The 24,925-nt window shown below is 70.0% G+C and carries 21 protein-coding genes; 1 reads left to right on the forward strand and 20 read right to left on the reverse strand.

Annotated features, from left to right (window positions below; genetic code table 11):
- Positions 1-12: 12 nt before the first annotated feature.
- The 19 genes from KCQ71_RS14740 to KCQ71_RS27900 form a co-directional block, all read right to left on the reverse strand.
- The gene (locus KCQ71_RS14740; protein ID WP_223407171.1) at positions 13-864 is read right to left on the reverse strand and encodes an ABC transporter ATP-binding protein; all 852 of its coding nucleotides are present in this window, start codon (positions 862-864) and stop codon (positions 13-15) included.
- Positions 861-2,747 (reverse strand): dipeptide/oligopeptide/nickel ABC transporter permease/ATP-binding protein, encoded by a 1,887-nt coding sequence (locus KCQ71_RS14745; RefSeq protein WP_223407173.1) that lies wholly within the window; start codon positions 2,745-2,747, stop codon positions 861-863. Before KCQ71_RS14745 ends, KCQ71_RS14740 begins: the two co-directional genes overlap by 4 nt.
- 2 nt (positions 2,748-2,749) lie before the next feature.
- Entirely contained in the window at positions 2,750-3,727 is a 978-nt protein-coding gene (locus KCQ71_RS14750; protein ID WP_223407175.1) for an ABC transporter permease, read from the reverse strand.
- A gap of 84 nt (positions 3,728-3,811) precedes the next feature.
- Positions 3,812-5,470 carry an ABC transporter substrate-binding protein gene (locus KCQ71_RS14755; RefSeq protein WP_223407177.1) on the reverse strand — a complete coding sequence of 553 codons (1,659 nt, stop codon included), beginning with the start codon at positions 5,468-5,470 and terminating at the stop codon, positions 3,812-3,814.
- A 45-nt stretch (positions 5,471-5,515) separates the two neighbouring features.
- A complete protein-coding gene (locus KCQ71_RS14760) occupies positions 5,516-6,508 on the reverse strand; it encodes a GNAT family N-acetyltransferase (RefSeq protein ID WP_223407179.1) in 993 nt (330 codons plus the stop codon).
- A 46-nt stretch (positions 6,509-6,554) separates the two neighbouring features.
- On the reverse strand, positions 6,555-7,250 hold the full coding sequence (locus tag KCQ71_RS14765) for a PIG-L deacetylase family protein (protein WP_223407181.1): 696 nt from the start codon (positions 7,248-7,250) through the stop codon (positions 6,555-6,557).
- A 35-nt stretch (positions 7,251-7,285) separates the two neighbouring features.
- Positions 7,286-8,443, reverse strand: coding sequence for an exo-beta-N-acetylmuramidase NamZ family protein (locus tag KCQ71_RS14770; RefSeq protein ID WP_223407183.1), 1,158 nt, complete (start codon positions 8,441-8,443; stop codon positions 7,286-7,288).
- 142 nt (positions 8,444-8,585) lie between these two features.
- Positions 8,586-10,622 carry a glycoside hydrolase family 31 protein gene (locus KCQ71_RS14775; RefSeq protein ID WP_223407185.1) on the reverse strand — a complete coding sequence of 679 codons (2,037 nt, stop codon included), beginning with the start codon at positions 10,620-10,622 and terminating at the stop codon, positions 8,586-8,588.
- A gap of 38 nt (positions 10,623-10,660) precedes the next feature.
- Positions 10,661-12,445, reverse strand: a complete 1,785-nt coding sequence (locus tag KCQ71_RS14780) for a beta-L-arabinofuranosidase domain-containing protein (RefSeq protein ID WP_223407188.1) — start codon at positions 12,443-12,445, stop codon at positions 10,661-10,663.
- Between the two features lie 17 nt (positions 12,446-12,462).
- Positions 12,463-13,125 carry a YesL family protein gene (locus tag KCQ71_RS14785; protein ID WP_223407190.1) on the reverse strand — a complete coding sequence of 221 codons (663 nt, stop codon included), beginning with the start codon at positions 13,123-13,125 and terminating at the stop codon, positions 12,463-12,465.
- Entirely contained in the window at positions 13,125-14,030 is a 906-nt protein-coding gene (locus tag KCQ71_RS14790; protein ID WP_223407192.1) for a carbohydrate ABC transporter permease, read from the reverse strand. The genes KCQ71_RS14785 and KCQ71_RS14790 overlap by 1 nt, the downstream gene beginning before the upstream one ends.
- A 14-nt stretch (positions 14,031-14,044) precedes the next feature.
- Positions 14,045-15,025: an ABC transporter permease gene (locus tag KCQ71_RS14795; protein ID WP_223407194.1), complete on the reverse strand. Its 981-nt coding sequence runs from the start codon at positions 15,023-15,025 to the stop codon at positions 14,045-14,047.
- Positions 15,026-15,088: 63 nt separating this feature from the next.
- A complete protein-coding gene (locus KCQ71_RS14800; RefSeq protein WP_223407196.1) occupies positions 15,089-16,702 on the reverse strand; it encodes a type 2 periplasmic-binding domain-containing protein in 1,614 nt (537 codons plus the stop codon).
- 49 nt (positions 16,703-16,751) lie between these two features.
- On the reverse strand, positions 16,752-18,698 hold the full coding sequence (locus KCQ71_RS14805; RefSeq protein WP_223407348.1) for a glycoside hydrolase family 127 protein: 1,947 nt from the start codon (positions 18,696-18,698) through the stop codon (positions 16,752-16,754).
- Between the two features lie 136 nt (positions 18,699-18,834).
- Complete coding sequence (locus KCQ71_RS14810) at positions 18,835-19,506, reverse strand: alpha-ketoglutarate-dependent dioxygenase AlkB family protein (RefSeq protein WP_223407198.1); 672 nt, start codon at positions 19,504-19,506, stop codon at positions 18,835-18,837.
- Positions 19,506-19,760 carry an Ada metal-binding domain-containing protein gene (locus KCQ71_RS14815; RefSeq protein WP_223407200.1) on the reverse strand — a complete coding sequence of 85 codons (255 nt, stop codon included), beginning with the start codon at positions 19,758-19,760 and terminating at the stop codon, positions 19,506-19,508. Before KCQ71_RS14815 ends, KCQ71_RS14810 begins: the two co-directional genes overlap by 1 nt.
- A 47-nt stretch (positions 19,761-19,807) precedes the next feature.
- Positions 19,808-20,821 carry a LacI family DNA-binding transcriptional regulator gene (locus KCQ71_RS14820; RefSeq protein ID WP_223407202.1) on the reverse strand — a complete coding sequence of 338 codons (1,014 nt, stop codon included), beginning with the start codon at positions 20,819-20,821 and terminating at the stop codon, positions 19,808-19,810.
- On the reverse strand, positions 20,818-21,840 hold the full coding sequence (locus KCQ71_RS14825) for a LacI family DNA-binding transcriptional regulator (RefSeq protein ID WP_223407204.1): 1,023 nt from the start codon (positions 21,838-21,840) through the stop codon (positions 20,818-20,820). Before KCQ71_RS14825 ends, KCQ71_RS14820 begins: the two co-directional genes overlap by 4 nt.
- A 124-nt stretch (positions 21,841-21,964) precedes the next feature.
- On the reverse strand, positions 21,965-22,102 hold the full coding sequence (locus KCQ71_RS27900) for an Lsr2 family DNA-binding protein (RefSeq protein WP_223407206.1): 138 nt from the start codon (positions 22,100-22,102) through the stop codon (positions 21,965-21,967).
- A 180-nt stretch (positions 22,103-22,282) separates the two neighbouring features.
- Between KCQ71_RS27900 and KCQ71_RS14835 the strand changes: the two genes are divergently transcribed.
- A complete protein-coding gene (locus KCQ71_RS14835) occupies positions 22,283-23,173 on the forward strand; it encodes a phosphotransferase family protein (protein ID WP_223407208.1) in 891 nt (296 codons plus the stop codon).
- Between the two features lie 193 nt (positions 23,174-23,366).
- Here KCQ71_RS14835 and KCQ71_RS14840 read toward each other — a convergent pair whose 3' ends face one another.
- Positions 23,367-24,890: an alpha-N-arabinofuranosidase gene (locus KCQ71_RS14840; RefSeq protein ID WP_223407210.1), complete on the reverse strand. Its 1,524-nt coding sequence runs from the start codon at positions 24,888-24,890 to the stop codon at positions 23,367-23,369.
- Positions 24,891-24,925 lie beyond the last annotated feature (35 nt).

The raw sequence follows: 24,925 nt of genomic DNA on the forward strand, positions 1-24,925 counted from the left end.
CCCCCGGCGGCCTCACCCGGCCAGACGCCGTCGGGGGTTCGGCGCGGCTGCCAGCAGTCGCCGCGTGTACTCGTGGGAGGGTGCGTCGATCACCTGTTCGCTCGACCCACGCTCGACGACCTTGCCGTGGTACATCACCAGGGTCTGCGCGGAGTACGCACGGGCTGATCCCAGGTCGTGCGTGATGTACAGGACCGCGAGTTCCTCGGTCCGGCGCAGCTGGTCCAGCAGATCGAGCATCCCCTTCCGGATCGTCACGTCCAGCATCGAGACAGGTTCGTCCGCGAGCAGCACCTTCGGCTCGGCAGCGAGCGCGCGGGCGAAGGAGATCCGCTGCCGCTCCCCACCGGAGAGCTCGTGCGGGAACCGGTGCAGGTACCGCTCGGCCGGTGCCAGCTCCACCTTCCGCAGTAGCGCGAGGCTCCACTCCTCCACCTCGTCCGCGCTCATCGGACCGCCATGGATCCGCAGGGCCCGGCCCAGGGTGTAACTGACCCGGTGCAGCGGGTTCAGCGAGGAGAACGGATCCTGCAGGGTCATCTGGACGGTGCCGGTGTAACGGATGAAGGCTCGGCCACGGGTCGCCGAGACCGGATCACCGTTCAGCAGGAGCTCGCCGGAGGTCAACGGCATCAGCTGGGCGAGGAGCCGGCCCACGGTGCTCTTGCCGGAGCCGCTCTGACCCACGAGGGCCGTCACCTGACCGGCGCGCAGCTCCAGCGAGACGTCGTCCACGGCGCGGAAGTACTCCCGGCCGAACACCCCCGCCCGCTTGTTCGTGCGGAAGTCCTTCACCAGGTTCCGTGCCTCGAGCACGACGCGGCCCTGCTCGGGCTCGTGCGGATCCATGACGTCGGTGCTCATACGAGGGCTCCCATGTCGGCGAGTGAGGCGAGCAGGGCCTGCGTGTACGGATGGCGGGGCTCGGCATAGACCTCGAGGGCCGGCCCGTACTCGACCAGCCGGCCACGCTGCATCACGGCGATGCTGTCCGAGACCTCCAGCAGCAAGGACAGGTCGTGCGTGGTGAAGATGATCGCGAACCCGTACTCGTCCCGTAGCGCCATCACCTGGTCGAGCACCTCGCGTTGGATCAGCAGGTCCAGCGCCGTGGTCGGCTCGTCCATGATGATCACGTCCGGCTCGAGCACGAGCGCGATGGCGATCGCGACCCGCTGCTTCATCCCGCCGGAGAGCTCGTGCGGATAGGCCGAGACCCGGTCGGAGTCGATGCCGACCTTCTCCAGCATCGTCCGTGCCAGCGCCTCCCGTTCACGGGCCGGCATGGTCGGCCGGTGCACGCGGAGCACGTCGTCGAACTGCGCCCCGACGCTGGTCACGGCGTTCAGCGCGTTCATCGCACTCTGGAACACGATGGCGATCTCGTCCCAGCGGTAGCCGCGTAGCTCCTCCGAGGACAGCCCGAGCAGATCGATGGCCTCCGCCGCGCCCGGGTCGGCGCCGCTCGACGCACCCGGACGGGCGCGCGCGGCCCGGTGGTAGGTGATGGATCCCCCGGTCACCTGCGCCGGGTTGCGGAGCAGCCGGGTGATCGCGTTGGTGAGGGTGGACTTGCCGCTCCCGGACTCCCCCGCGAGGCCGAGGAGCTCGCCGCGGTGCAGGGTGATCGAGACGTCGTCGACGGCGTGCACCACCTGGTCGATGCTGGGGTAGTCGACCTTGAGGTTGCGGACCTCGATGATCGGGGCCCCGGGCACGTCGATCGGGCGGATCTGCGCCGCGGCGGCGGCGCTACCCGAAGGCTCCGGCCCCGCCACCTCGTTGACGCCGTCCTCGGACGGGATCGACGCCAGGCCCGGCGAATCGACGCCTGAGGCCACGGCCGCGGCGCCGGCGGTGCTGAGCGCGGCCGCCTGCGGCCCGCCGGTGCGTACGGCCCGGCCCCGGCTCTTGCCGGTGCGCAGCCGCGGGTTCGAGTACTCGTCGATCCCGAAGTTGATCAGGGCCAGGCCGGCCCCGAGGACCGCGATCGCCAGGCCGGGCGGGACGAACCACCACCAGGCGCCGTACAGGAACGCCTGCGCGCTCTGCGCGAAGTAGAGCATCGACCCCCAGCTCGTGGTCGTCAGCGAGCCGAGGCCAAGGAAGGACAGCCCGGCCTCGGCCAGGACCGCACCGATCACGGAGAATAGGAAGCCGGAGGCGATCAGTGGCAGGGCGTTCGGCATGATCTCGGAGAAGACGATCCGCGTGCGCGACTCACCGGTGGCCCGGGCCGCCTCGACGAACTCGCGTCGCCGCAGCGACATGGTCTGGGCGCGCAGGACTCGGGCCGAGCCGGCCCACGAGGTGATCGCGATCACGAACGCCACGGAGATCATCCCCCGTGAGGGCAGGTACCCGGTCAGCACGATCAGCAGTGGCATCCCGGGAACGACCAGGAACACCGCCGTGAGGATGTACAGCAGGTCGTCGGAGAGCCCTCGGAAGTAGCCCCCGATGACGCCGACGAGGACCGAGACGATCTGCGAGATGATCCCCGCGAACAGCCCGACGCCGAGCGAGACGCGGGCGCCGTACACGAACTGGGCGAAGACGTCCTGACCGGTCTGGGTGGTGCCGAGCCAGTGCGCGCCGGACGGCGGCTGGAGCAGGTCGGTGCCGCTGGCCTGCGGCGAGTAGCTCGTCAGCATCGGGCCGAACACGGCCATCAGCACGAAGAAGATGGCGATGATCAGGCCCGCGCGCACCTTCCCGGAGGCCGGCACGAGTCGTGAGAGGTTCATGGTCAGCCTTCCTGACGCGTGCGGGGGTCGAGGAACACGTAGACGACGTCGGCCACGAGGTTCGCGGCGATCACCGCCAGCGAGATGATCAGGAAGAGTCCCTGCATCAGCGGGAAGTCCTGGTTCTGGACCGCCTCGAACAGGGTGTAGCCGACGCCCGGGTAGTTGAAGATCACCTCGGTGAGCATCGACCCACCGACGACGGCGCCGAGGGAGAGTGCGAACCCGGTCACCGAGGGCAGGATCGCGTTCCGGGCCGCGTAGTTGACCAGCACCATCCGCTTCGGCAGGCCCTTCGCCTCGGCCATGGTCACGTAGTCCTCACCGAGGACGGTCACCGTCATGTTCCGCATGCTCAGCACCCAGCCGGCGAAGGAGGCCAGGATGATCGTGATCGCCGGCAGGATGCCGTGATAGAGGACGGAGGAGATGAACTCCCAGTCCCATCCCGGCACCAGCCCCGGTTCGTAGGCGTGCGAGACCGGGAACCAGCCCAGGTTCACCGAGAGGATCAGGACCAGGATCAACGCCATCCAGAAGTACGGGACGGCGTTGAGGAAGGTGAGGGCCGGCAGCAGGTGGTCGGTCCAGGATCCGCGCCGCCAGGCCAACACCACGCCGAGCCCGGTGCCGATCAGGAAGCTGATCACCGTGGTGATGCCGACCAAGCCGATCGTCCACGGCAGTGCACCCAGCACGATCTCGGAGACCGGGACCGGGAAGAAGCCGATCGAGAGACCGAGGTCGCCGGCCGCCAGCGAGGTGAGGTAGTCCCAGTACTGCACGTGCAGCGGCGCATCCGTGAGCCCGTAGCTCTCCGCGATCGCGTCCATGGCGGCCGGGTCGATCCGCCCTGACAGCCGTTCCACGAGGAGCGCGACGGGATCGCCCGGCATCAGCCGGGGGATCAGGAAGTTCATGGTGAGCGCAGCCCAGGCGATGAACACGTACAGCATCACCTTGCGCAGGAGGTACTTCAAGCGGGACAACCTCTCGGATCGGATTCGGCCGGGTGGCGGACGCGGGCGGGCGGCGTGTGCGCCGCCCGCCCGACCTCGCTGCGGTCAGCCGGCGGGCGTCAGGTTCGTGACGACCAACAGGTTGTCCGGGAACTGGAACGGCGCGCCGAGGGCGTACGGGTCCTCCTCGGTGGGGAACCCCTCCCACCGTGCGGTGTTGTACTGGAACCAGTTCGGGGACTGCAGCATCGCGATGACCGGGAGCTGTTCGACCATGATCTGCTCGAGCCCGTCGAACGCGGCCTGCTGCTCCTCGGGGTCACTGGTGGCCGCGAATGACTCCAGCAGGGCGTCGGCCTCGTCGTCGTAGTAGCGGTTGTAGTTCGAGACGACGGTCTCGCCCGGGCCGGTCTCGTACTCGGAACTCATCATCGAACGGAACAGCGTGTACGGGGTGAGGCCCATCGCCACGGACGCGATGGTCATCTGGTAGTTGCCGGAGTTGCGGGCCTCCAGCCATGCCTCGAACGAGACGCCCTGGGGCTCCACGACCACGCCGATCTTCGCGAGCTGCTCCTGGAGCAGGCCGCTCATCGTCACCCAGTCCACGTAGCTCGACGGGATCTGCAGCGCGTAGGACATCCGCTCGCCTGCCGGGGTGGTGCGCACACCGTCGCTGCCGAGCACATAGCCGGCCTCGTCCAGGATGGCGTTCGCCTCATCGACGTCGTAACTGAACTCCGCATCGGCGTACTCCTCGCTCAGCACCGACTCGTAGGCAGGCAACGGCAGCCCGGTGGGGTGCGCCGGCGGGGTGTACCCCTGCATGGCGACCTCGGAGAGCTGGTCGCGGTCGATGCCGGCGCTGAGCGCCTCGCGCACCGCCACGTCGTCGAACGGTGCCGTCTGCGTGTTCACGAGCAGGTTCACGAGTCCGTCACCGGGGTACCAGTAGGACCGGTGCTCCGGGTCCCCGGAGACGTAGATCTGGTCGATGTTGGCGACGAACCCGCCGGACCAGTCGAACTCACCGGCCTGCAGCGAGCTGTTGAACGTCTGGTCGGAGGACGCCGGGTAGCGGACCTGCTCGACCTCGACCTCGTCGGCGTTCCAGTAGCCCTCGTTCGCGCTCAGTGTGTACAGCTGTTGCCCGAACTGCTCGAGCACGAACGGCCCGGTGGCCACCGGCTCCTCGTTCTGGAACTCGATCGGGTCGACGTCGGCGAACACGTGCTCGGGGACCATGACGGTGTTCGCGATGGAGGCCTGGAACGCGAACGCGACACTGTTGAAGGTCACCTCCACGGTGAGGGGGTCGGTGGCGACCGCCTCGGCAAGGTCGAGCGCACCCGCGTTCGCCGCGGGGTTGTCCCGCATCAGGTTGAAGGTGAACGCGACGTCGTCGGCGTCGAACGCCTCGCCGTCGGACCAGGTGACGCCCTCCCGGAGCGCGAACGTGACGACCGTGCCCTCCTCGTTGAACTCCATCGACTCGGCCAGCCAGGGCTGCGCGTCACCGGGCACCATCGGGGTGGCGATCATCAGCGGCTCGTACAGCATGCCCTTGGTGCCCTGGAGCGCCGTCGGGGAGAACGGGTTGAAGTTCTGCTGATAGGTGTTGGCCGTGTTGGCGTGGATCGTCAGCGGTGCGACCGCGCCGGCGTCCTCGCCCGAGTCGTCGTCGCCGCCGCCGGTACAGGCCGACAGGGCGAGGGTGCCGGCCGTCAGCACGGCGGCCAGACGGATGAACCTCGGGGTTCTCATGTGGTTGACCTTTCGATGGGTGGAGCGGGGGGAACAAAGGTGACGTCAGTGGTCCAGGTCGGCACGCAGCACGTCGAAGCGCCGGGTGATGCGGAAACCGGACCGCAGGTAGAGGTGCCCGGCAGGTGAGTCCTCGCCGGTCCACAGGAACCAGGCGCTCTGGGCACCCTCGGCGCGCATCCGGGTGAGGGTCTCGTGCAGCAACACCTTTCCGAGGCCAGTGCCGCGCGACGTCTCGTCCACCCCGTACGGGCCGAACCGTTCCCGCAGGCCGCGGTACGCGCCGTAGGTGGAGAAGCCCACGACGGGACCCTCGGGGTGGCGCGCCAGGAGCACCCTGTCGATCCGTCCGTGCTGCAGCACGGAGTCCCGGACCGCCTCACCCCAGTCCGGGGCCAGCCGCTGCGCGGCGAAGGAGATCACCTCGGGCAGATCATCGGGGCGGGCGGCTGCGAACGCGTACCCGTCGGCGACCCGCGCCGCACGCAGGTCCAGCACGTCGGACGGCGTCGCGTAGTCGGCGAGATCGAGGCTCATCGCCGCGGCCGTGTACAGCCGCCGGAAGCCGGCCCGCTCGAACAGCCGGGCGGCGTCCGGGTAGGCGGCAGTGTCCAGGCCGGGCACGAAGTATGCCAGCGGGTAGGCCGCGTAGTTGACCCAGTGGGCACCCTTGCCCGCGAGGAACGCCCCGGCCCGCCGCACCAGTTCGGTGCCGATGCCCTGCCTGCGGGCGTCGGGCCGGACGCAGCCGATGGTGATCCACCCGCCGTCGGGATCGGGCCCGATCCCTCGCCCGGCACGGACCGCGTAGACGAAGCCCTGCGCCTGACCGGTGGCCTCGTCCACGGCGACGATCAGGCCGTCGGGGTCGAAGTTCGGGTCCAGCAGGACGGTGTGGGTGAACCAGTCCTCGCTGACGGCGTCGCGCGGCATCGCGACCGTGGTGAGCTCGGCGAGCCGGGCGGCATCACCGGGCCGGTGCGCACGATAGGTGACCTGCAAGGGAATGACCTTTCCGATCTGTTCGATGGTGCTCATTGACGGCAGCAGGACGGCGTGTGCCGCCCGCTCCCGAAGGGTCGGTTCAGTTCAGGGGCGCCATGCCCCAGGTCCGCCCGGAGGAGAGGGCAACGGCGTGGGGCACGCCGGCGAGGCAGCCGCGGGTGATCATCTGGGCCGAGTAGAAGTCGATGTAGCGGAAGCCGTAGGTCTCCCCGCGAGCGAACGCTTGACCGCTGATGGCGTCGGTCCAGAGCCGGTGCGCCTCCGCCGAGATCTCCACGAACAGGTCCGCGTCGAAACCGGTCGCGTCCTCCCAGTTCTCCGTGAACAGCAGGCGGCCGACGCCGTGCCGGGTGGTTTCGTCCTTCCACCCGGGCAGGCCGGCCAGGTAGCGCGCCCGCTCGGCGAGGATCGAGGCGTTCTCGTGGTCGGTGTGGATGCTGCGCCGCCAGTGCGCGAGCAGCGTGGTCGGCCTGACCTCGCGGATGAGGTCGGCGACCCGTTCGGCGACCGCGTCGTCGGCGGTGAGGAACCCGTCGGAGATGTCATCGAAGATGACCACCTCGGCGCCGATCCCGGCCGCGAACGCTCGCGCTTCGGCGATCTTCTGCTCGCGGTAGTCGGCGGCGGACATCCGAGGGTGCCCCCGCTCCCCCGGCGTGAGTGCCACGAGCACGGACCGGCCGCCGTCCAGCACGTTCTGCGCGAGCAGCGGTCCGGCGGCGAGGTCCATATCGCCGATGTGACCGCCCACGGCCATGATCGTCTGAGGTGACAACGGATTCGTCCTTCGTTCGGGTTCGGCGGCGGTGTTCAGGGGTAGAGCAGTGCCTCCGGCGGCACGATCGGCGTCGGTGGACCGGCGGCGAGGATCGCACTCAGGTCCGCGCCGCGATCGATTCCCTCGCGCAGGGCCGTCGAGCCCCAGAGGAGGTCGATGAAGGGCGGGCGGCCCGGCTGCGGAGGCAGCCAGATCGACTCCCCGGGATACAGGGCGGCGACCGCCCGGAGCACGGCCACGCCGGTCGCGATCGGATCGAACGCCGCGACATCACGCACGTGCAACTGGGCGCCGTGCACCACGTCGCCGTGCCACTTGCTGAACGTGGGGCGGAAGACGGCCTCACGGAACGCGACACCGGGCAGGCCCTGCTCGGACAGCGCGCCGGCCAGGCGCCCGTCGGTCCAGGACGCCCCGAACAGCTCGAACGGCTTCGTGGTGCCGCGGCCCTCCGAGAGCACGGTGCCCTCCAGCAGGCCGATGGCGCCGAAGACGGTCGCGGTGGTCAGCGTGGGCATGTTCGGCGACGGCATCACCCAGTCGTCGTGCGGGCCCTGGCGCTGCCGGTCCCAGCCGGCCAGCTCGATCACCTCGAGATCGGCGGCGGCGCCCACGGCATCGGGCACGTGGGCCGAGTTGAACCACCGGGCGAGCTCGCCGAGGGTGAGTCCGTGCTGGAGCGGGATCGAGACCCGGCCCACGAAGCTGGCGCAGGACGGATCGAGCCCGGGCCCGGTCCGGACCAGACCACCCAGGGGGTTCGGCCGGTCGAGCACCACGATTCGGATCCCGACCCGCGCCGCGGAGCAGAGCAGGTCGAAGAGCGTCCAGGTGTAGGTGTAGAACCGAATGCCGATGTCCTGGAAGTCCACCAGGATCGTGGCCACCCCGGACTCGCGCAGCAGTCCGTCGAGCCGCGGCCCGTCGGAGCGGTAGGTGTCCACCACCGGCAGGCCGGTGGCGAGGTCGACGCCGTCGCCCTCGCTCTCGCCCGCCTGCACCGCACCCCAGTAGCCGTGCTCCGGCGTGAAGATCGTGGTCAGCTCCACGCCCGTGGCCAGCAGCGCGTCCACACCGCGGCGCAGGTCCGCCGTGACGGACGTGTAGTTCGCACAGAGGCCGGCGGGACCCCGGCCGATCAGACCGGGTTCGGCGATCGCCCGGCTCAGGCCCGTTCGGACCCGCGCCACATCGTCCACCTCGACCACTGGCCGTTCCCCCACTCGTCCTCGACTGTGTAAGTACGCTACACAGATCGTCAGACTAGGGTCAATTAGTTACGCGCAGGTTACGCGCGCTCCCCACGGGCGCCGCACCTCGTGGAGCATGATCTCAGAGGCTGCCGACCAGGCCGGGCAGCGCCCCGGCCCGGGCGAACACCGGGATGACCTCGATCGGCGCGTCCACCTCGATCCGCTGCCCGCCGTGGTGCACCTCGCCGGTGTGCAGGTCCGTCCAGTCCGCTCCGCCAGGAAGGTACACCGGCCGCGAGCGCGCCCCTGCTGCGAGCACCGGCGCGACCAGCAGGTCCGGCCCGAACAGGAACTGATCGGCGACGTCCCACGCGGCCGGATCATCCGGGAACTCATGGAACAGGGCGCGCATCACCGGCTGGCCGTAGGTGTGCGCGGCGCGCATCACCGAGCGCGTGTAGTCGCGCAGCCGCTCCCGCAGGTGCGTGTAGCGGGACAGGATCGCGAACACCTCCTCGCCGAAGCTCCAGAGCTCGTTGGCGGCGCCGGAGTCCCGGCGGTGGCTGCCGTCCGCGGCCCGGACCGGCTCGGCCGGCCCGCGGTCGCCGTGCAGCCGCATCACGGGCAGGAACGTCGCGAACTGGAACCAGCGCACCAGCAGCTCGTGGAAGGCCGGGTCATCGGTGCGTCCGCCGCCGAACCCGCCGATGTCCGTGGTGAACCACGGGATCCCGGCCACGCCCATGTGGATCCCGGCGGTGATCTGGCGGGCCATCGAGGCGAAGCTGGAGTGGATGTCGCCGGACCAGACGAGGGCGCCGTAGCGCTGACTACCGGCCCACGCGGCCCGCACCAGACTGACCGGAGCACCTTCGCCGTCGGCCATCAACCCGTCGTGGAAGGTGCGCGCGAACAGCTGCGGGTAGATGTTGCCGACCTCGCGGACCTGGCCGAGGTGGTACCGGTAGGCGCCGTAGTCGTAGAAGGCGAACTCGGGCTCCGCCTCGTCCAGCCAGAACAGCCGGATGCCGTGCCGGGCATAGTTGGCGCGGCACGTCTCCCAGAGGAAGTCGCGGGCCGCGGGGTTCGTCACGTCCACGAACTGGCTCGGCCCTTCGAATGCCATCTGCACGTCGACGCCACGGTTGGACAGGGCGAGCCAGCCCTCGCGGGCCATCCGCGCGTAGTTCTCCGAGGAGTGCGACACCTGGGGCCACACCGAGACCATGAGCTCGATGCCGAGGTCCTTCAGTTCCGCGACCATCGCGGCCGGGTCGGGCCAGAACTCCTCCTCGAACCGGTAGTCGCCCATGTGCGGCCAGTGGAAGAAGTCGGCGACGATGACGTCCATCGGCAGGCCACGCCGCTTGTGCTCGCGGGCCACCTCGAGCAGCTGCTCCTGGTTCCAGTACCGCAGCTTGCACTGCCAGAACCCGAGGCCGTGCTCGGGCATCATCGGCGCGTGCCCGGTGGCGTCGGCGAAGGCCGCGGTGATCTGCGCCGGCGAGGCACCCACGGTGACCCAGTAGTCGATCTGCCTGGTGGACTCGGCGACCCACTCGGTGCGGTTGCTCGCGAACGTCGCGCGGCCGATCGCGGGGTTGTGCCAGAGGAACCCGTAGCCGGCACTGGAGAGCACGAACGGCACGCTCACCTGGGAGTTGCGGTGCGCGAGCTCGAACGTGCAGCCCTTGATATCGAGGATGTCCTGCTGGTACTGGCCCATCCCGTACAGCTTCTCGGCGGGATCGGCCACGAGGGCGAGGGTCGCGGCGTAGGTGCCGCCGTCCTGCGCCGAGTAGTCCCGGGCCCGCAGCTTGAGGGCGCCACCGGCGTCCTCCTCGGCGAACAGCAGGCGACCGTCCGCCGCGAAGAACTCCAGCCGGCACGCGAACCGCCGGTAGCCGGCCTGGCCGTCGAAGAAGTCCCGGGCGGTCGCGACGACGCGCACCTCACCGTTGGTCAGGGTCGCGACCGGGCCGTCGACGGCGACCGTCACCTTCTCGTGGGCGCCCGCCTCGGGGGGCAGCAGCGCCCAGTCGGTGTCGATCACGCCGGCCCCGTGGGCGGCACGCACCCGCACGGAGTCGGCGCCCCAGGCCTGGACCACGAGGGTCTCGCCACCGCCCCGCCAGGTGAAGCTCTCGGCGTCGGTGGAGAAGTGGTGATCGGTCATGCGGGTTCGAACTCCAGTGGGTGTGGTGGTGGGTGCGGTCAGACGATCCGCGGGTCGTCCAGGTCGAAGTAGACGCGGTACGGCATCCGTTCGGCGATCTCCGACAGCGGCCGCAGGTCACCGAACGGCAGCCGTGCCGTCCCGACGCCGACGGGCGTGTACCGCACCCCCTCCCCCGGCTCGAAGGCCTGCTCGAGATCGACCATCTCCCAGGGCGTCGGGAGCGAGATAGGCATGGTCCAGTCCGCCCTCTGCGCCAGCACGACCGGGCCGTGGGCGAACGCGACCCGGTTCGGGTGCCGGGCGTCGACCGGCAGGACCCGCAGGCCGGCGCCGATCGTGACGTCGACGACGTCGCCGTCGCGCCAGTCCCGGTCGATGACCAGCCAGTCACCTCCGGTCGCCACGGCGTTCACCGGCTCCCCGTTCACGGCCGCCGAGAACCCCTCGCTCCACGACGGGACCCGCAGCCGCAACGCCAGGCGCCCGGAGCCGTGCAGGGTCAGGCGGGCATCGTCGGTCTGCGGGAAGGACGTCTCGAGGGTGAGGCCGAACGCCCGTCCCTCGTGTTCCCAGGAGACCGTCGAGGGCACGTAGAGCAGCACGGCGAGACCGTCGTCCGCCGCGTAGTAGAGGAGGTTCGGCAGTTCGGAGACGCACTGGAGGTATGTCCCCGAGCAGCACGGCCAGTCGTCCCAGTGCGGCAGCTTGGTGGCGACCCCGAGCCGGTAGTCCTGGTAGTAGGGCGTCCGGCCACCCGGCCGGACTGGGGTCACCGCGCCGATCCCGGAGTAGACGAGCTGCTCCACCCAGTCCCCGTAGCGGGCCAGCCCCGTGTATGTCAGCAGCGCCGTCGAGACCTTGAATGCGGCCCACGACCCGCACACGATCTCGGCCGAGTCGGTGCGCCACTCGAGGCTGCGCCCGAGCGCGCCGTCCTCCGGGAGGGTGAACTCGCTCGGTCCGTAGCCGCCGGTGGCGTAGGTCTGCGTCGTGGTGAAGTACGTATGCGCATTGCGCACGATCTCCAGGTACCGGTCCTCGCCGGTGACCTCGTACGCCGCGGCGGCCGAGGCGAACGTGTTCAGGTGCGAGTACGCGTGCAGCCAGGCCGGGACCGGCCAGGCCCGGCCCGGCTGCGGCTCCGTCAGGAAGCGGTCCCAGTAGGCGTCGTAGTGCCACTCCCGCGCGAACTCGCCGACCCGGTCGTCGGCGCCGGCCAGCCAGGCACGGTGGAGATTCTCGGCGAGCGTGTACCACTCGAGGGTGCGGGCATGGCTGGTCGGACCGATGCGGCCACCGGCGAAGTCGTGCGCCGACGGCGTCGGGCGGGCTCGGTCGAAGGTCCGGTCCGCCCAGGGCACCGTCCGTTCCAGGAGCGCGAGCGCCGGCTCGTGCCCGGTGAGGGTGAACGTGTCGACGAGTCCGCAGATGAGCTTCTCGTAGCCGTACAGGGACATCCGGACGTCACCGTCAGGACCGACCGTCTCCGCGAAGCCGTCGACCAACTCGATCGCCCGCTCGCTCGCCGCCGTCACGCCGGCGGTGGCGCCGAGGCGGGCGAGTCCGCTGACCCACTGCCCGAACGTGGGCTCCGAGGTCACGGCGGACCAACCCGTCAGGGGTGCGCCGGGAGCGTCCTGGCCGGCCGCCGTCCGGAAGCCGTGCAGGACGTCGTCCGGGTCCATGGCGAGGTAGGTGGCCGCGGCGTCCGCGATGCGCTCGGCCAGTGGCCCGCTCTCGATCCGGACCCGTCCGGTGTGCCCGAGCGGTTGCAGCACCACCTGCGCCCGGATGCGGTCAGATCCCTTGCTTCGTGTCACTGACAACGGGATTCCCTTCAGAGGTGCGAGTGGGCCGGCACCGGCTCCGGTCGAGGTTCCCGGGCCGGCCGGGGCAGGACGCCGCTGCGCCACAACTGCGCGGAGGTGAGCATGGCGGGACCGGCCACGCCGAACACCGGCACCAGCCCCGGCACCACGTAGTAGAGGCAGAGCACGACGGCCAGCACCACGGCTGCGCCGAGGGCGGTCAGCGGGCGAGCCAGGGCCAGCAGCGCGGCGCGCCGCAACGTCGCCAACGGTCCTTCGTCGAAGTGCACCGCCAGCATCCAGACCGACGCGCACAGGACGAACAGCAGCGCCGCCGCGAACCACAACAGCGCCGCGACCCCGGCCGCGAGGCCCTGCGCGCCACCGGAGGTGAGGACGTGGTGCTCGACGAGCAGCAGCACCCACGCCGTCGTCAGTACGTAGCCGATCACGTTCGCCGAACCCAGTTCCGCGCGCCAGGCGGCTCCGAACTCGACCCGCAGCGGCTCCCGGTGGGGGTCATCGGGACGCATCAGGTCGCGACGCAGCACCGCGTGCACGGCGGCGGTCGCCGGGAACACCCCGGCGACCACCCCGCCCCGCAGCGTGTACAGCAGCCACAGCGCGTTCAGTGCGAACAACCGCACGCCGATCTCACCGACCCGCGTGTGCCATCCGAGCAGTCGCAGCATCAGCCCTTCACCGACCCGATCATGACGCCCTTCTCGAAGTACTTCTGGAGGAAGGGGTAGAGGATGATCACCGGGAGTGTGGAGACCACGATCACGCCGTACTTGATCTGGTCCGCGTACTGCTGGGCGTAGCTGCCGCCCGTGCCGCCCGCCCCGCCGGCGCCGCCGGCGAAGGCCTGATTGGAGATCAGGATGTCCCGGAGCACGATCTGCAGCGGCTGTTTGTCATAGGTGCGCACGAACACCAGACCGGTGAAGAAGTCGTTCCAGTGCTGCACCAGGTAGTACAGCCCGATCACGGAGATGATCGCCATGGACAGCGGCACCGCGATCTTGAGGAAGAACTGGAAGTAGTTGGCGCCGTCGATCGTGGCCGCCTCGAAGATCTCCTCGGGCAGGGAGTGCTCGAAGAACGCCCGCGCGATGATCAGGTTGTAGACGTTCACCGCCGACGGCAGGACGAACACCGCCCAGTTGTCCAGCAGGCTCAGGTCCCGGTACAGCAGGTAGGTGGGGATCAGTCCGCCGCTGAAGAACATCGTGAACGCGAAGAACAGCATCAGGACCTTGCGCGGCGCGAACTCGCGCCGGGACAGCGCGTACGCCGCGGGCAGGGTCACCAGCAGGTTCAGCGCGGTGCCGGCCGCCGTGTAGATCAGCGTGTTCCGGTACCCGGTCCAGATCCGGGTGTCCGCGAAGATCTGGTCGTAGCCGAACCAGGACCAGCCGCGGGGCCAGAAGGACACCCCGCCGGTGGCCACCAGGGTCGGATCCGAGACCGAGGCGATCACCACGAAGTACACCGGGTACAGCGTGATGAACAGGATGAGGGCACAGGTCAGTCCGAGGACCACCGTGAAGGCGATCTCCCCGGGACTGCGGTGCCGCAGGGTTGCCAGTCGCATCGTCGTCTTTCCTCTCACCACAGGCTCGTGTTGGCGACCCGTTTGGCGATCTGGTTCGTGATCACCAGGAACAGGAAGTTGATCGCCGTGTTGAACAGCCCGATGGCCGTGGCGTAGCTGAACTGGTTGGACAGGATCCCGATCTTGTACACGTACGTGGAGATGACCTCCGAGACGCCCAGGTTCAGCGGGTTCTGCATCAGGAAGATCTTCTCGAAGCCGGCGTTGAGCACCCCGCCCATGTTCAGGATGAGCAGGACGATCATGGTCGGCACCAGGGCCGGGAAGTCGATGTGCCGCACGATGCTCAGGCGGCCGGCGCCGTCGATCTTGGCCGCCTCGTACAGCTGGGTGTCGACGCTGGCCAGGGCGGCCAGGTAGATGATCGAGTTCCAACCGCAGTGCTGCCAGACCTCGGAGATCACGTACACCGGGACGAACGCCGAGGTGTCGCCGAGGAAGTTCACCCCGGTGATTCCCAGGCCCTCCAGGAACCGGGTGATCAGCCCCGACGACGGCGACAGGAACACCTGCAGCATCCCGACGATCACGACGATCGAGATGAAGTGCGGCAGGTAGGTGGCCGTCTGCAGGAACTTCTTGCGCCGGCGGCCGACCACCTGGTTCACGAGCAGCGCCAAGGCGATCGGGGCGACGAAGCCGACCACCAGGGTCGTCACGCTGATCACCACGGTGTTACGCATCAGGGTCCAGAACTGCGGACTCTCGAAGAACTGCCGGAAGTACTTCAGGCCGACCCACTCGCCGCCGGTGAGACCGGCCGAGAAGTCGAACTCGCGGAACGCCAGCTGGATCCCGTACATCGGGACGTAGGCGAACACGGCCACGAACGCGATCGCGGGCGCGGCCATCACCCACAGCTGCCAGTACCGGCGGAAGTGCCGGCGCAGCCCACGGCGGCCCGGCACCGTCGGTGCCACCTGGGCCTTCACGCGCCGGCTCACCTTCACCGGCGTCGGATCGATCAACGTCATCTGGGTCTCCTTCGACCGCTCGGCCGGGCCCGCCGCCATGGTGGCGGCGGGCCCGGTGCTCGATCAGCCCAGGGAGGCGACGTAGTCGTCGTAGTAGCCCTGGTAGATCTCCACGTTCTGCGGCAGCCCGGCCGCCTCCAGCTGGGCGACGTGGTCGTCCCACCCGGCCTCGGCGCCACCCTCGGTCACCCAGGTGGCCCAGTTCTGCATCGCGATACTGAGGAAGTTGGTGTCGTTCAGCGAGATCGTGGAGGAGTCCTCCGCGCTCAGGCTGAAGAACTCCGCGGGAAAGACGTCCGCGACCGGGTCCACGTTGGCGATGGCCGGTGCGAGCGGCGCGGCCTCGTCGACCGCCTCCTGCAGGTCGGTCGGCAGCACCACGTCGATGTCGTCACGGATCCACATCGGACCGTTGTCCGCCAACGTGGTGGTCCACTTCCAGGTGGACGGGTCCGAGGTCTCGTCGGCCGGCGGCAGCACCTCGTAGGAGTTCTCGCCGGCCTCGGTGACGTTCGGACCGACGTCGCCCCAGAGCACCTGCACCGAGATGGTCTGGTCGTAGAACGCGTCGATCACCCGCAGCGCCGCGTCGCGGACGTCGGTCTGCGCCGACATCGTGATGCTGTTCGGGCCGTAGTTCAGCGAGTAGGTGTCGTAGGTCCAGACCGCGTCGGCGGCGTCCCCGCCCGGTGCCAGCATCGGCGCGGTGGCCGTGTACTGGGGGGCGAGCTGCGCGCCGAACCGGTCAGAGGCGGTCCAGCCCCAGGTGAAGCCGACACTCGCGTCGTCACCGTTGCCCCGGCCCACGGACTGGTAGGCGGAGTAGTCCTGCGTCATGACCTCCTGGCTGATGAGGCCCTCGGCGTAGCAGTCGTGCAGGAACTCGACGACGTCGCGGTAGCGCTCGTCGGTGAAGAAGTTGCCGACCTGCCCGTCCTCGACGAAATAGCCGGCGCCGCCGCCGCCGGTGATCGGCAGACCGAGGCTGCCCAGGAGGACGGACGGCTGGAAGAAGCCGAAGCCGCCGGTACCGGTGGGCGACCAGTCCATCGGGATCTCGTCGCTGGGGTCCCCGTTGCCGTTGGCGTCCTCGTCCTTGAACGCCTTGAGCACGTCGAAGAGCTCGTCCCAGGTGGTCGGCATCGCCAGGCCCAGGTTGTCCAGCCACTGCTGGTTGATGTACTGGCGGGTGGCCGTCTCCGGCCAGAACCGCCGGTAGCTGGGCAGCGAGAACACGGCGCCGTCGGTCTGCGTGGCCATCGCCTCGGTCTGCGGGACCGCGTCGAACATGCCCTGCACGTTCGGCAGCGCGTCCATGTCATCGGACAGGTCCTCGAAGAGTCCGTTGAACGTCACCAGGTCCGAACCGGTGATCGCGTTCACACCCACCACCAGGTCCGGGATGTCCCCGGCCGCCAGCATGGTGGACTTCTTCTGGTCCCAGTCGGCCGAGACCTCCTCCCAGACGATCTCGACGTCCGCCATCTCCTCGATCTGGCTGACCCAGTCCATGTCGTCCATCGGCCCGGTGAGCGCGTGCTTGAGCACCAGGATGTGGACGGTGTTGTCACCACCGCCACCCTCGCCGCCGTTGTCGCCGTCGCCGCCGGAGGTGCAGCCGGCGAGCACGAGCCCGCCTGCCACGACCGCGGCGGTCGCCGTCAGTGCCTTCCTCATCATTGAGCCCTTCGTGTGGTGATTCGGTTGGGGGTGCGTCGTCCGCGACTCAGTCGCGGGCGACCGGGAGCCAGACCCGCATCGCCCCCGGGGCGCGGTTGCCCCAGGTCGCGAACGGGATGGCGGTCACTGTGGTGATGCCCGACGGCGGATTGTCGCCGGGGTCTGTTCGGTACAGGTCGGTCGGTGGTGCGCTCACGCGGAACGTGAGTTCCAGTCCGGCGCCGCCGGTGGCGCCCGCGGTCGCGGACGCCTCGCGCGGTGCGTGCGCGGTCACGACGGTCAGGTCGTCGACCTCGGTCGACCCGGTGAGGTCGGCCTGCTCGATGCAGTACAGGACCGGCCCGCGCTCGAGCGCGACGCAGCCACGGACGGCGTCCACGCGTGGGTGCGCGGTGGTCCAGCGCGGCGTGAGGTCGAGGTCCAACCGGAACCGGGCGCCGTCGACCAGCTCGACCCGGGCATAGCCGTCGGCGTCCGCCCGGGACGCTGCGCCGTCGCCCGGCACTGTGCCGTCGGCACCGGCGACCAGAGCGGAAGTGGCCGACCACCCCGGGACCCGCACGGCGAGCCGCACCCCCGGACGCACCGTGCCGCGCACGCCGAGCGTCACCGCACCGGTGCGCGGGTAGTCGGTCTCGATCGTGAGCGTGCCCTCGCCCAGGTGGGCCGGCAGGTCGATCTCGGCACCGGCGAACTGGTGCACGAGCAGCTCGTCGTCGGTGCTGCTGGCCACGTACGCGGCGAGCTGGGCCACCACGCGGGCGATGTTCGGCGGGCAGCAGGCGCAGGCGTACCAGGAGGTGCGCTCGCGTGGCGCGTTCTCCTCGGAGTAGCGGTCCGGGCGCAGTTGCAGCGGGTTGGAGTAGAAGAACCGGGTGCCGGAGGCGTCGACCGAGGCAGCGAGCGCGTTGTGGATCTCGCGCTCGATGGTCTCGGCGTAGCCGGACCCGCCGCTGGCCAGCGTCATCCGCCAGTTCCAGTGCAGGTCCGCGATGGTGGCGCAGGTCTCGGCGTACGCGCGTTCCGACGGCAGCTCGTAGTCGTCGCCGAACGCCTCGTCGCGATGCCGGGCGCCGAACGCGCCGGACAGATACATCTTGCGCTCGTGGGCGCTGGCCCACTGGGCGTCCATGGCCTCGAGCAGGGCGGTCTCGCCGGTCTCCAGGTAGAGGTCGGTGACGCCGGCGTTCAGGTACAGCTGGCGCACGGCATGCCCGACGGCGGAGCGCGCCTCGCGCACGGGGGCGTGGTCCTGGAAGTAGCGGGCGCCGAGCGAGCCGACCTTGAGCAGGCCGTGGCCGCGCAGGTCGATCATGCGCTGGGCGAGGTCGAGGTGGGCGCGCTCGCCGGTGTGGCGGTACAGCTCGACGAGGGCGGTCTCGATCTCGGGGTGCCCGCAGACGCCTTCGACCCCCTCGGGCCCGAAGGTGGCGTGGATCAGGGCGATGAAGCGCTCGGCGATCGCGAGGAGGTCGGTGCGGCCGGCGGCCCGGTCGAGCGCGATCGCGGCCTGGACCATGTGGCCGAGCACGTACATCTCGTGGGTCCACTCGAGTTCGGCGAACCGCTTCTCGGGGTGGACGCCCTGGATCCAGGTCATCACGTAGCCGGAGTCGTCCTGGACCCGGGCGACGAGTCCGATGACGTCGTCCAGCCAGGCGTTCCACCGGTCGGTGCCGGACCGGCCGATCTCCCAGGCCACCGCCTCGATCACCTTGTACAGATCCGAGTCGGCGAACACGAAGCCGCGGAATTCGGAGCCGGACTCCCCGACGAGCCGGCGGAAGTTGTCGAGCACTCCGGACGCCTCGAGCTGGTCGATGCAGTGCGGAATGGTCGCGGTCGCGTTCAGATGCTGCCAGGCGCCCAGTTGTCCGTTCGGGTCGAGGCGCACGGCGCGCAGGTCCAGCGGACGCTGCACGGCAACCGGCCCGGTGGGCACGGCGGGTGCGACGGTCCGATGGCCGACGGACCCCTCGAACGTTCTTGGCACGGTCAACTCTGACTCCTTCATCGGTGCGACGAGGACCATTGTTAACGCTCTCATTCAGCGTTGTCAATCAGCAAGCCATCAGCGTTGTCATAATCGTGTCAGGCCGTAGCCCGACGGACGTCGGAGGTCGGGCCGGTCAGCCGGTCAGACCGGTGACGCGCATGGTGATGTTGATCCGCCCGGCGCCGAGGCCGCAGCCCTCCGGCGCCGTGCCCGGGTAGACCTTCTGGATGCCGTGATAGGCGAGCCGCGACGGGCCGCCGAACACGAACAGGTCGCCGGAGGCGAGGTCGATGTCCTGGTACGGCTTGTTCCGGCTCTCGGTGTTGCCGAACCTGAAGCGGCTGGTGTCGCCGATCGACAGGGATACGACGGGGGCGAGGGAGCGCTCGTCCTTGTCCTGGTGCATGCCCATCCGGGCCTGGTGATCGTAGTAGTTCACGAGGGCCGTGTCCGGCGTGTAGTCGTTGCCTGCGTTCGGGTCCCCGGTCGCCTCGCCCAGGGCCAGGCGGCCCAGGCGCACCATCCAGTCCGGGAAGTCCAGCACCCGGTTGCCGTTCACGTCGACAGCCTCGCGGGTGTACTCGTAGGGGCGCCAGTGCCAGCCCAGGCAAACGGTCTTCACGCTCATCTCGTGCCCGCGGACCTTCGCCGCCCGGATCGGCACCGGTCCGTCGGCCCACTCGTGGAACCTGGCGACGATCCATGCCTGTTGGTCCAAGGTCAGCCAGCCCGGCACCCAGGTGGCGCCGTCCGCGAGCTGCCGGCGAGGGCGGGCGAGTAGGTCATCGTCGAAGAGGGCGTCCATCACCGCTCCTTCCACGCCCGGTACTCCTGCCTGAGGCAGACGCCGCACGGGCGATACCCGGCCGCGATCGCGGTGGCCTCGTCGGCGAAGAACACTCGATCCGCCACATACCCGCCTCTCGCGATCGCCCGGAGCGCGGCCGGGCAGTCCAGCCGCCCGTAGATTCTCCCGCGTCGATGTCCACCGAGCACACCCCGGGTCGTGGAGCGGTACGGCCTCCCGTCGGGACCCTGGAGGAGGTAGGTGGTCACCATGTCCCTTGAAGACGCGGCGCATACCCGGAGTGTGAGGTGTGCACGCACTACCCGTCCGAGGCGGCCGGCGCCGATGACTCCCGCGGCACCAGGTGCGCGCCGGTGTGGACCACCCGAGGCGGCTCGTCCCAGCCCCCGATCCGCTCGATCAGCATCCGCACCGTGGCGGCGACCATCTCCTCCTGCTCCGGACTGACCGAGGACAGCGGCGGCGTCGTGAACTCGGCCTCGTCGGTGTCGTCGAAGCCGGTCACCGCGACGTCCTGCGGCACGCGCAACCCGTGGCTGCGCAGCCCGCGCAGGGCTCCGACCGCCATCGCGTCGTTGAAGCACATGACCGCGTCGAACGCCACGCCGGTCTGCAACAGGCCCACCACGGCCTCGTAGCCGGAGGCACGCCGGTCCCAGTCCGATCCGGTGATCAGCAGTCGTTCGTCGAGGGCGATACCGTGCGCGGTGAGTGCGTCGAGGTACCCGGCGAACCGGCTTCCCTGCGGCGCCTCGGCGGGGCCGGTGCCGATCAGTGCGATCCGGCGGCGGCCGGTGGCGAGCAGGTGCTCGGCCATGGCCCGGAATCCCTCGCGCTCGCCCATGATGACGCAGTCGAACGTCGGCATGATCCCGCCGCCGAGTTGCACCACGGGCCGGGGCGGGACGGCGTCTCCGAGGACCTCGGGGCTCAGTCCGTGGGGGCAGAGGATCACGCCGTCGACGTCCGGGGTGGTGATGCCGAGCACCGCGTCCCGTTCGGCCGCGGTGTCGTGGGCGATCCGCAGCGTGGTCGTCAGCCCGTGCTCCTCCAGCGCCAGGATCAGCCGCTCGGCGACCTCGGCGAAGTACGGCTGGTAGATCATCGGCACCACCACGGCGACCCGCCCGGTGCGGCCGGACGCCAGCCCGCGACCCGCCTCGTTGACGGTGTAGCCGACCTCGGCGACGGCCGCGAGCACCCGGTCCCGGGTGGCGCCGGCGACGTGCCGCCGCCCGAGCAGCACGTTGGAGACCGTCTTGGCCGAGACACCCGCACGCGCGGCCACGTCCGCCAGGGTCGGCCTGCTCATCGTGGCGCCCCCAACGTGGATTCGCGCCGGACCAGCTCCACGGGCAGGACCACCCGGCGCGGCACCGCCGGCACGGTCCCGGCGATCCGCTCGGCGAGCAGGTCCAGCGCCGCCCGGGCCAGTCGCGCCGGCCCGGCGTCGACGGTCGTCAGGGACGGCGTCGAGAACCAGCCGTCGTCCAGGTTGTCGTACCCGAGCAGGGCCACCTCGCCCGGTACGTCCACGCCGCGGGCGGTCAGCGCGGACAGCGCACCGAGGGCCACCTCGTCGTTGACACAGATCAGGACGTCCGTCTCCGGGTGGGCGGCCAGGGCGTCGACCGCGGCGGCGGCGCCCCACCCGCGGTCCCACTCGCCGTCGGGCCGGATCACGGGCACCGTGGCCTCGAACCCGGCCGCCGCGAGCGCCGCCCGGGTCACCGCCCCCGGTTCGGCGAGCACTCCGGGAGTGCGCGGCCCGCGGTCCGCGCCTCGGTCACCGCCGAGCAGCAGGGGTCGACGGCGTCCGAGCACCGCGAGGTGGCGCGTCACCATGCCCATGGCGGAGGCCACGTCATCGAGCACCACGTCCGCGTCCGCGTCGTCGCCCTGCACCACCACGACCGGACGGTCGGTGAGCGCGCCGTCGAGCGGGAGGCCGGCGCCGTCGTCGCCGATCAGCACCACGCCGTCGTAGCTCGGACCGCGACCGTCCAGCACCGCGCGGATCCGTTCCGGATCCCCGTGGCTCGGCTCGACCGCGGCCTGGAGCCCGCGCCGGTCGGTCTCGCTGACCAATGCCTCGACCAGGGCCGCGAGGTAGGGCCGGCGCAGGCCGGCGACGGCGATGCCGATCACTCCGGTGCGGCCGGTGCGCAGCGCGCGGGCATTGCCGTTCGGCACCCAGCCGAGGCTTGCGATGGCGTCCCGGACGCGTGCCACCGTCTCGGGCCGGATGTGGGGTTCGCTGTTGACCACCCGGGAGACCGTCTTGAGGGACACCCCGGCCAGCGCAGCCACGTCCCGCATCGTCGCCACCATGTGGTCAGAGTAGGCCCGAGTCAGCCTCGGACCGGCATCGTCGGGCTGCCCCCATGCCCCGGCATCGTCACGGTTGCCGTCGCCTCCTGGAGGCCGGCTCGGTGGTCACCGGCCGGCCCACAACTCACTCGTGGCGGCGGTCGAAGGCTGTGCGGATCTCCCCGGGGATGCGGCCACGGTCCGCTACCTCGAAACCATGACCCCGCGCCCACGCGCGGATCTCAGCCGCCGGGTGGTCACGTGCTGGTGCTGGAACTTCCATGCGTATCGCGACCAGTCCACTCCCCCGGGCGGTGGGGATGCTGCCGGCGGGACGCGCCTGCTTCGCGGTCCGGGCGGTCTGCCAGAACACCGCTTCCCGACCGCGAGGTGGCAGTACACCTTGCCGGTCCGGGGCCAAAACGCCTCGAGGCCGATCACCCGGACCCGGTACGTTCCGGTCGTGGACCTCACCGCGGTACTGCCGACCGACCTGCGCGTCACCGCGGTCGTGCCCCGAGGGGGTGGCAGCGGCCGGATGTCGACCGTGTACGAGGTGCGCCGCGCCGTCGGCGAGCCACTCATCGCCAAGCGGTACGCCGACCAGTGGCTCTGGAAGCAGGCGAAGGAGGTGCACGTCTACTCGCTGCTCGCGAACGTACCGGGAACACCGTCCGTCGTTCATGTGGATGCCGAGAACGCGATGACGGTGCTGACGATGGTGCCAGGCGAACCGCTGTCCGCCGCGCCGGTCACCGGCGACGAGGCGTGGCGCGACGTGTACCGCCAGATCGGCGAGCTGACGCGGGCCGTGCACGAGATCGCCATGCCGGGGTTCGGCTACCTCACCACCGAACTGGTCGACCCGGCGCCGGACAACGCGGCGTACATGACCGCACTGTTCACCCGGCACCTCGCGCAGTTCGCGGATCTGGGTGGCACGCCGGCGACCCACCGGCGCGCGGTCGAGTGGGTCGCGGACCGGGCCCGGCTGCTCGGGCTGTGCGAGGCCCCGACCCTGTGCCACAACGACCTGCACGAGGGCAACGTCATGGTCGAGCGTGCCGGTTCCGGGTGGCGGGTGACCGGGTTGGTGGATGTGGAGAACGCCATCGCCGCCGACCCGCTGATGGACCTGGCCAAGACCGTGCAGTACGAACTGACGCGGTCGCCGGTGAAGGTCGCCGGCCTGCTCGCCGGCTACGGCAGCCTGCCTGCGAGCGGTCTCGCCCGGATCGAGCTGTACCGACTGTGCCACGCGTTGGAGCTGTGGAACTGGTTCGCCCAGAACGGCGATACGGGCCCGCTGGCGTCCATCGCGCAGGACATCCACGACCTCGTCACGACGGACTGAGCACGACGCACCAGCGCTCTCGGAGGAGGCTCCCCTGACGCGAGTTGCGGGTCGCACGCAGGCCAACCCACCTTTCGCGACAGGGGAACCACGGGGCCGGGCGCTCCCCTGACGCGAGCTGCGGGTCACGCGCAGGCCAACCCGCATTTCGCGTCAGGGGAACCGAGCGCACCGGTCCACCCGGTGCCCGACCTCAGGCGAGTTCCAGCTCCACCGTCACGAATGCGTGCGCCGGGACGCGCACCCGCAGGATGCCACCGGAGACGCTCAGGCCGTCCAGGTCCCGTACCGCGACGTCCGTGGCCTCGGCGGTGTTGTGCGCGTTCAGCACGTCCGCGGTCAGGACCCGCCCATGCACGCCGCCCACGGCCCGGCCGCGCAGGTCGAGGTCGACCTCCAGCGGGGCGTCCGCGTCCAGGTTCGTCAGGGACACCAGGGCGCGGCCGTCCTTCGTGCTGGCCGAGACCGAGAACGTGTCCAGCTCGGTCTCCCCGACCGTGCGCGTGGTGCCCTCGGACTTCACGTCGACCCGCAGCGAGGCGGCGTCCTGGTGCGCCTTGTTCATCTCGAACACGTGGTAGGTCGGGGTGAGCACGAGCGCGCCGGAGTCCGGGTCGGTGAGGATCATCGCCTGCAGCACGTTCACGGTCTGGGCGATGTTGGCCATCACGAGCCGGTCCGCGTGGCGGTGGAAGGCGTCGAAGTGGACGCTCGCGACGAGCGCGTCGCGCATCGTGTTCTGCTGGTACAGGAACCCGGGGTTCGTGCCGGGCTCCACGTTCCACCAGGTGCCCCACTCGTCCAGGATCAGGCCGACCTTCTTCTTCGGGTCGTAGCAGTCCATCACGGCGGCGTGGCCGGCGATGAGCTCCTCGACGCGCACGGCCTTGACCATGGTCGCGTAGTAGTCGTCGAGGTCGAACTCCAGGGCGCTGCCCTTGTCCGACCACGGCCCGGGCACCGTGTAGTAATGGAACGTCAGTCCCTGGAAGTACCCGCGCGGTTCCTTCGCGCAGCCGAGGCAGTTGACCGCCTTCATGAGGGTCTCGGTCCACGCGTAGTCGTCGTTGGAGGCCCCCGCGGCGATCCGGTAGAGCTTGTTGCCATCGTGGTCGCGGCAGTACGTGGCGTAGCGGCGGGCCTCGTCGGCGTAGTGCTGGGCGCTCATGTTCCCGCCGCAGCCCCAGGCCTCGTTCCCGATCCCCCAGAACGGCACCTTCCACGGTTCGTCCCGGCCGTTGGCCTTGCGCAGACGCACCATCGGGGAGTCGCCGTCCCGGGTCAGGTACTCCACCCAGTCGCTCATCTCCTTCACCGTGCCGGAGCCGACGTTCCCGTTGATGTACGGCTCGGCACCGAGCAGCTCGCACAGCGCCATGAACTCGTGGGTGCCGAAGTGGTTGTTCTCCTCGACGTTGCCCCAGTGCGTGTTCACCATCGAGGGGCGCTCACTGCGCGGGCCGATCCCGTCCATCCAGTGGTACTCGTCCGCGAAGCAGCCACCGGGCCAGCGCAGGTTCGGGATGTTCAGGGCCCGCAGGGCCTCCACGACGTCCAAGCGGATGCCGCCCTCGTTCGGGATATCCGAATCCTCACCGACGTAGAAGCCGCCGTAGATGCACCGGCCCAGGTGCTCGGCGAAGTGTCCGTACAGGTGCCGGCTGATGACCGGTCCCTCCACGTCGAGGTTGATGATGGCCTTGGCTGATGCGTTCACGTGAGGACTCCAGTGAGGTGACGGTGACGTTTACG

Origin of the sequence: Occultella gossypii (assembly GCF_019947135.1) — a bacterium.
Taxonomy (GTDB): domain Bacteria; phylum Actinomycetota; class Actinomycetes; order Actinomycetales; family Beutenbergiaceae; genus Occultella; species Occultella gossypii.

Bases quoted from the DNA above. Each gene is read 5' to 3' on its own strand.
- KCQ71_RS14745 (WP_223407173.1), bottom strand. From the start codon at position 2,747: ATGAACCTCTCACGACTCGTGCCGGCCTCCGGGAAGGTGCGCGCGGGC.
- KCQ71_RS27900 (WP_223407206.1), bottom strand. From the start codon at position 22,102: ATGGAAGTTCCAGCACCAGCACGTGACCACCCGGCGGCTGAGATCCGC.
- KCQ71_RS14815 (WP_223407200.1), bottom strand. From the start codon at position 19,760: ATGGTGACCACCTACCTCCTCCAGGGTCCCGACGGGAGGCCGTACCGC.
- KCQ71_RS14810 (WP_223407198.1), bottom strand. From the start codon at position 19,506: ATGGACGCCCTCTTCGACGATGACCTACTCGCCCGCCCTCGCCGGCAG.
- KCQ71_RS14790 (WP_223407192.1), bottom strand. From the start codon at position 14,030: ATGCGACTGGCAACCCTGCGGCACCGCAGTCCCGGGGAGATCGCCTTC.
- KCQ71_RS14755 (WP_223407177.1), bottom strand. From the start codon at position 5,470: ATGAGAACCCCGAGGTTCATCCGTCTGGCCGCCGTGCTGACGGCCGGC.
- KCQ71_RS14760 (WP_223407179.1), bottom strand. From the start codon at position 6,508: ATGAGCACCATCGAACAGATCGGAAAGGTCATTCCCTTGCAGGTCACC.
- KCQ71_RS14825 (WP_223407204.1), bottom strand. From the start codon at position 21,840: ATGGTGGCGACGATGCGGGACGTGGCTGCGCTGGCCGGGGTGTCCCTC.
- KCQ71_RS14800 (WP_223407196.1), bottom strand. From the start codon at position 16,702: ATGAGGAAGGCACTGACGGCGACCGCCGCGGTCGTGGCAGGCGGGCTC.
- KCQ71_RS14820 (WP_223407202.1), bottom strand. From the start codon at position 20,821: ATGAGCAGGCCGACCCTGGCGGACGTGGCCGCGCGTGCGGGTGTCTCG.
- KCQ71_RS14740 (WP_223407171.1), bottom strand. From the start codon at position 864: ATGAGCACCGACGTCATGGATCCGCACGAGCCCGAGCAGGGCCGCGTC.
- KCQ71_RS14775 (WP_223407185.1), bottom strand. From the start codon at position 10,622: ATGACCGATCACCACTTCTCCACCGACGCCGAGAGCTTCACCTGGCGG.
- KCQ71_RS14795 (WP_223407194.1), bottom strand. From the start codon at position 15,025: ATGACGTTGATCGATCCGACGCCGGTGAAGGTGAGCCGGCGCGTGAAG.
- KCQ71_RS14785 (WP_223407190.1), bottom strand. From the start codon at position 13,125: ATGCTGCGACTGCTCGGATGGCACACGCGGGTCGGTGAGATCGGCGTG.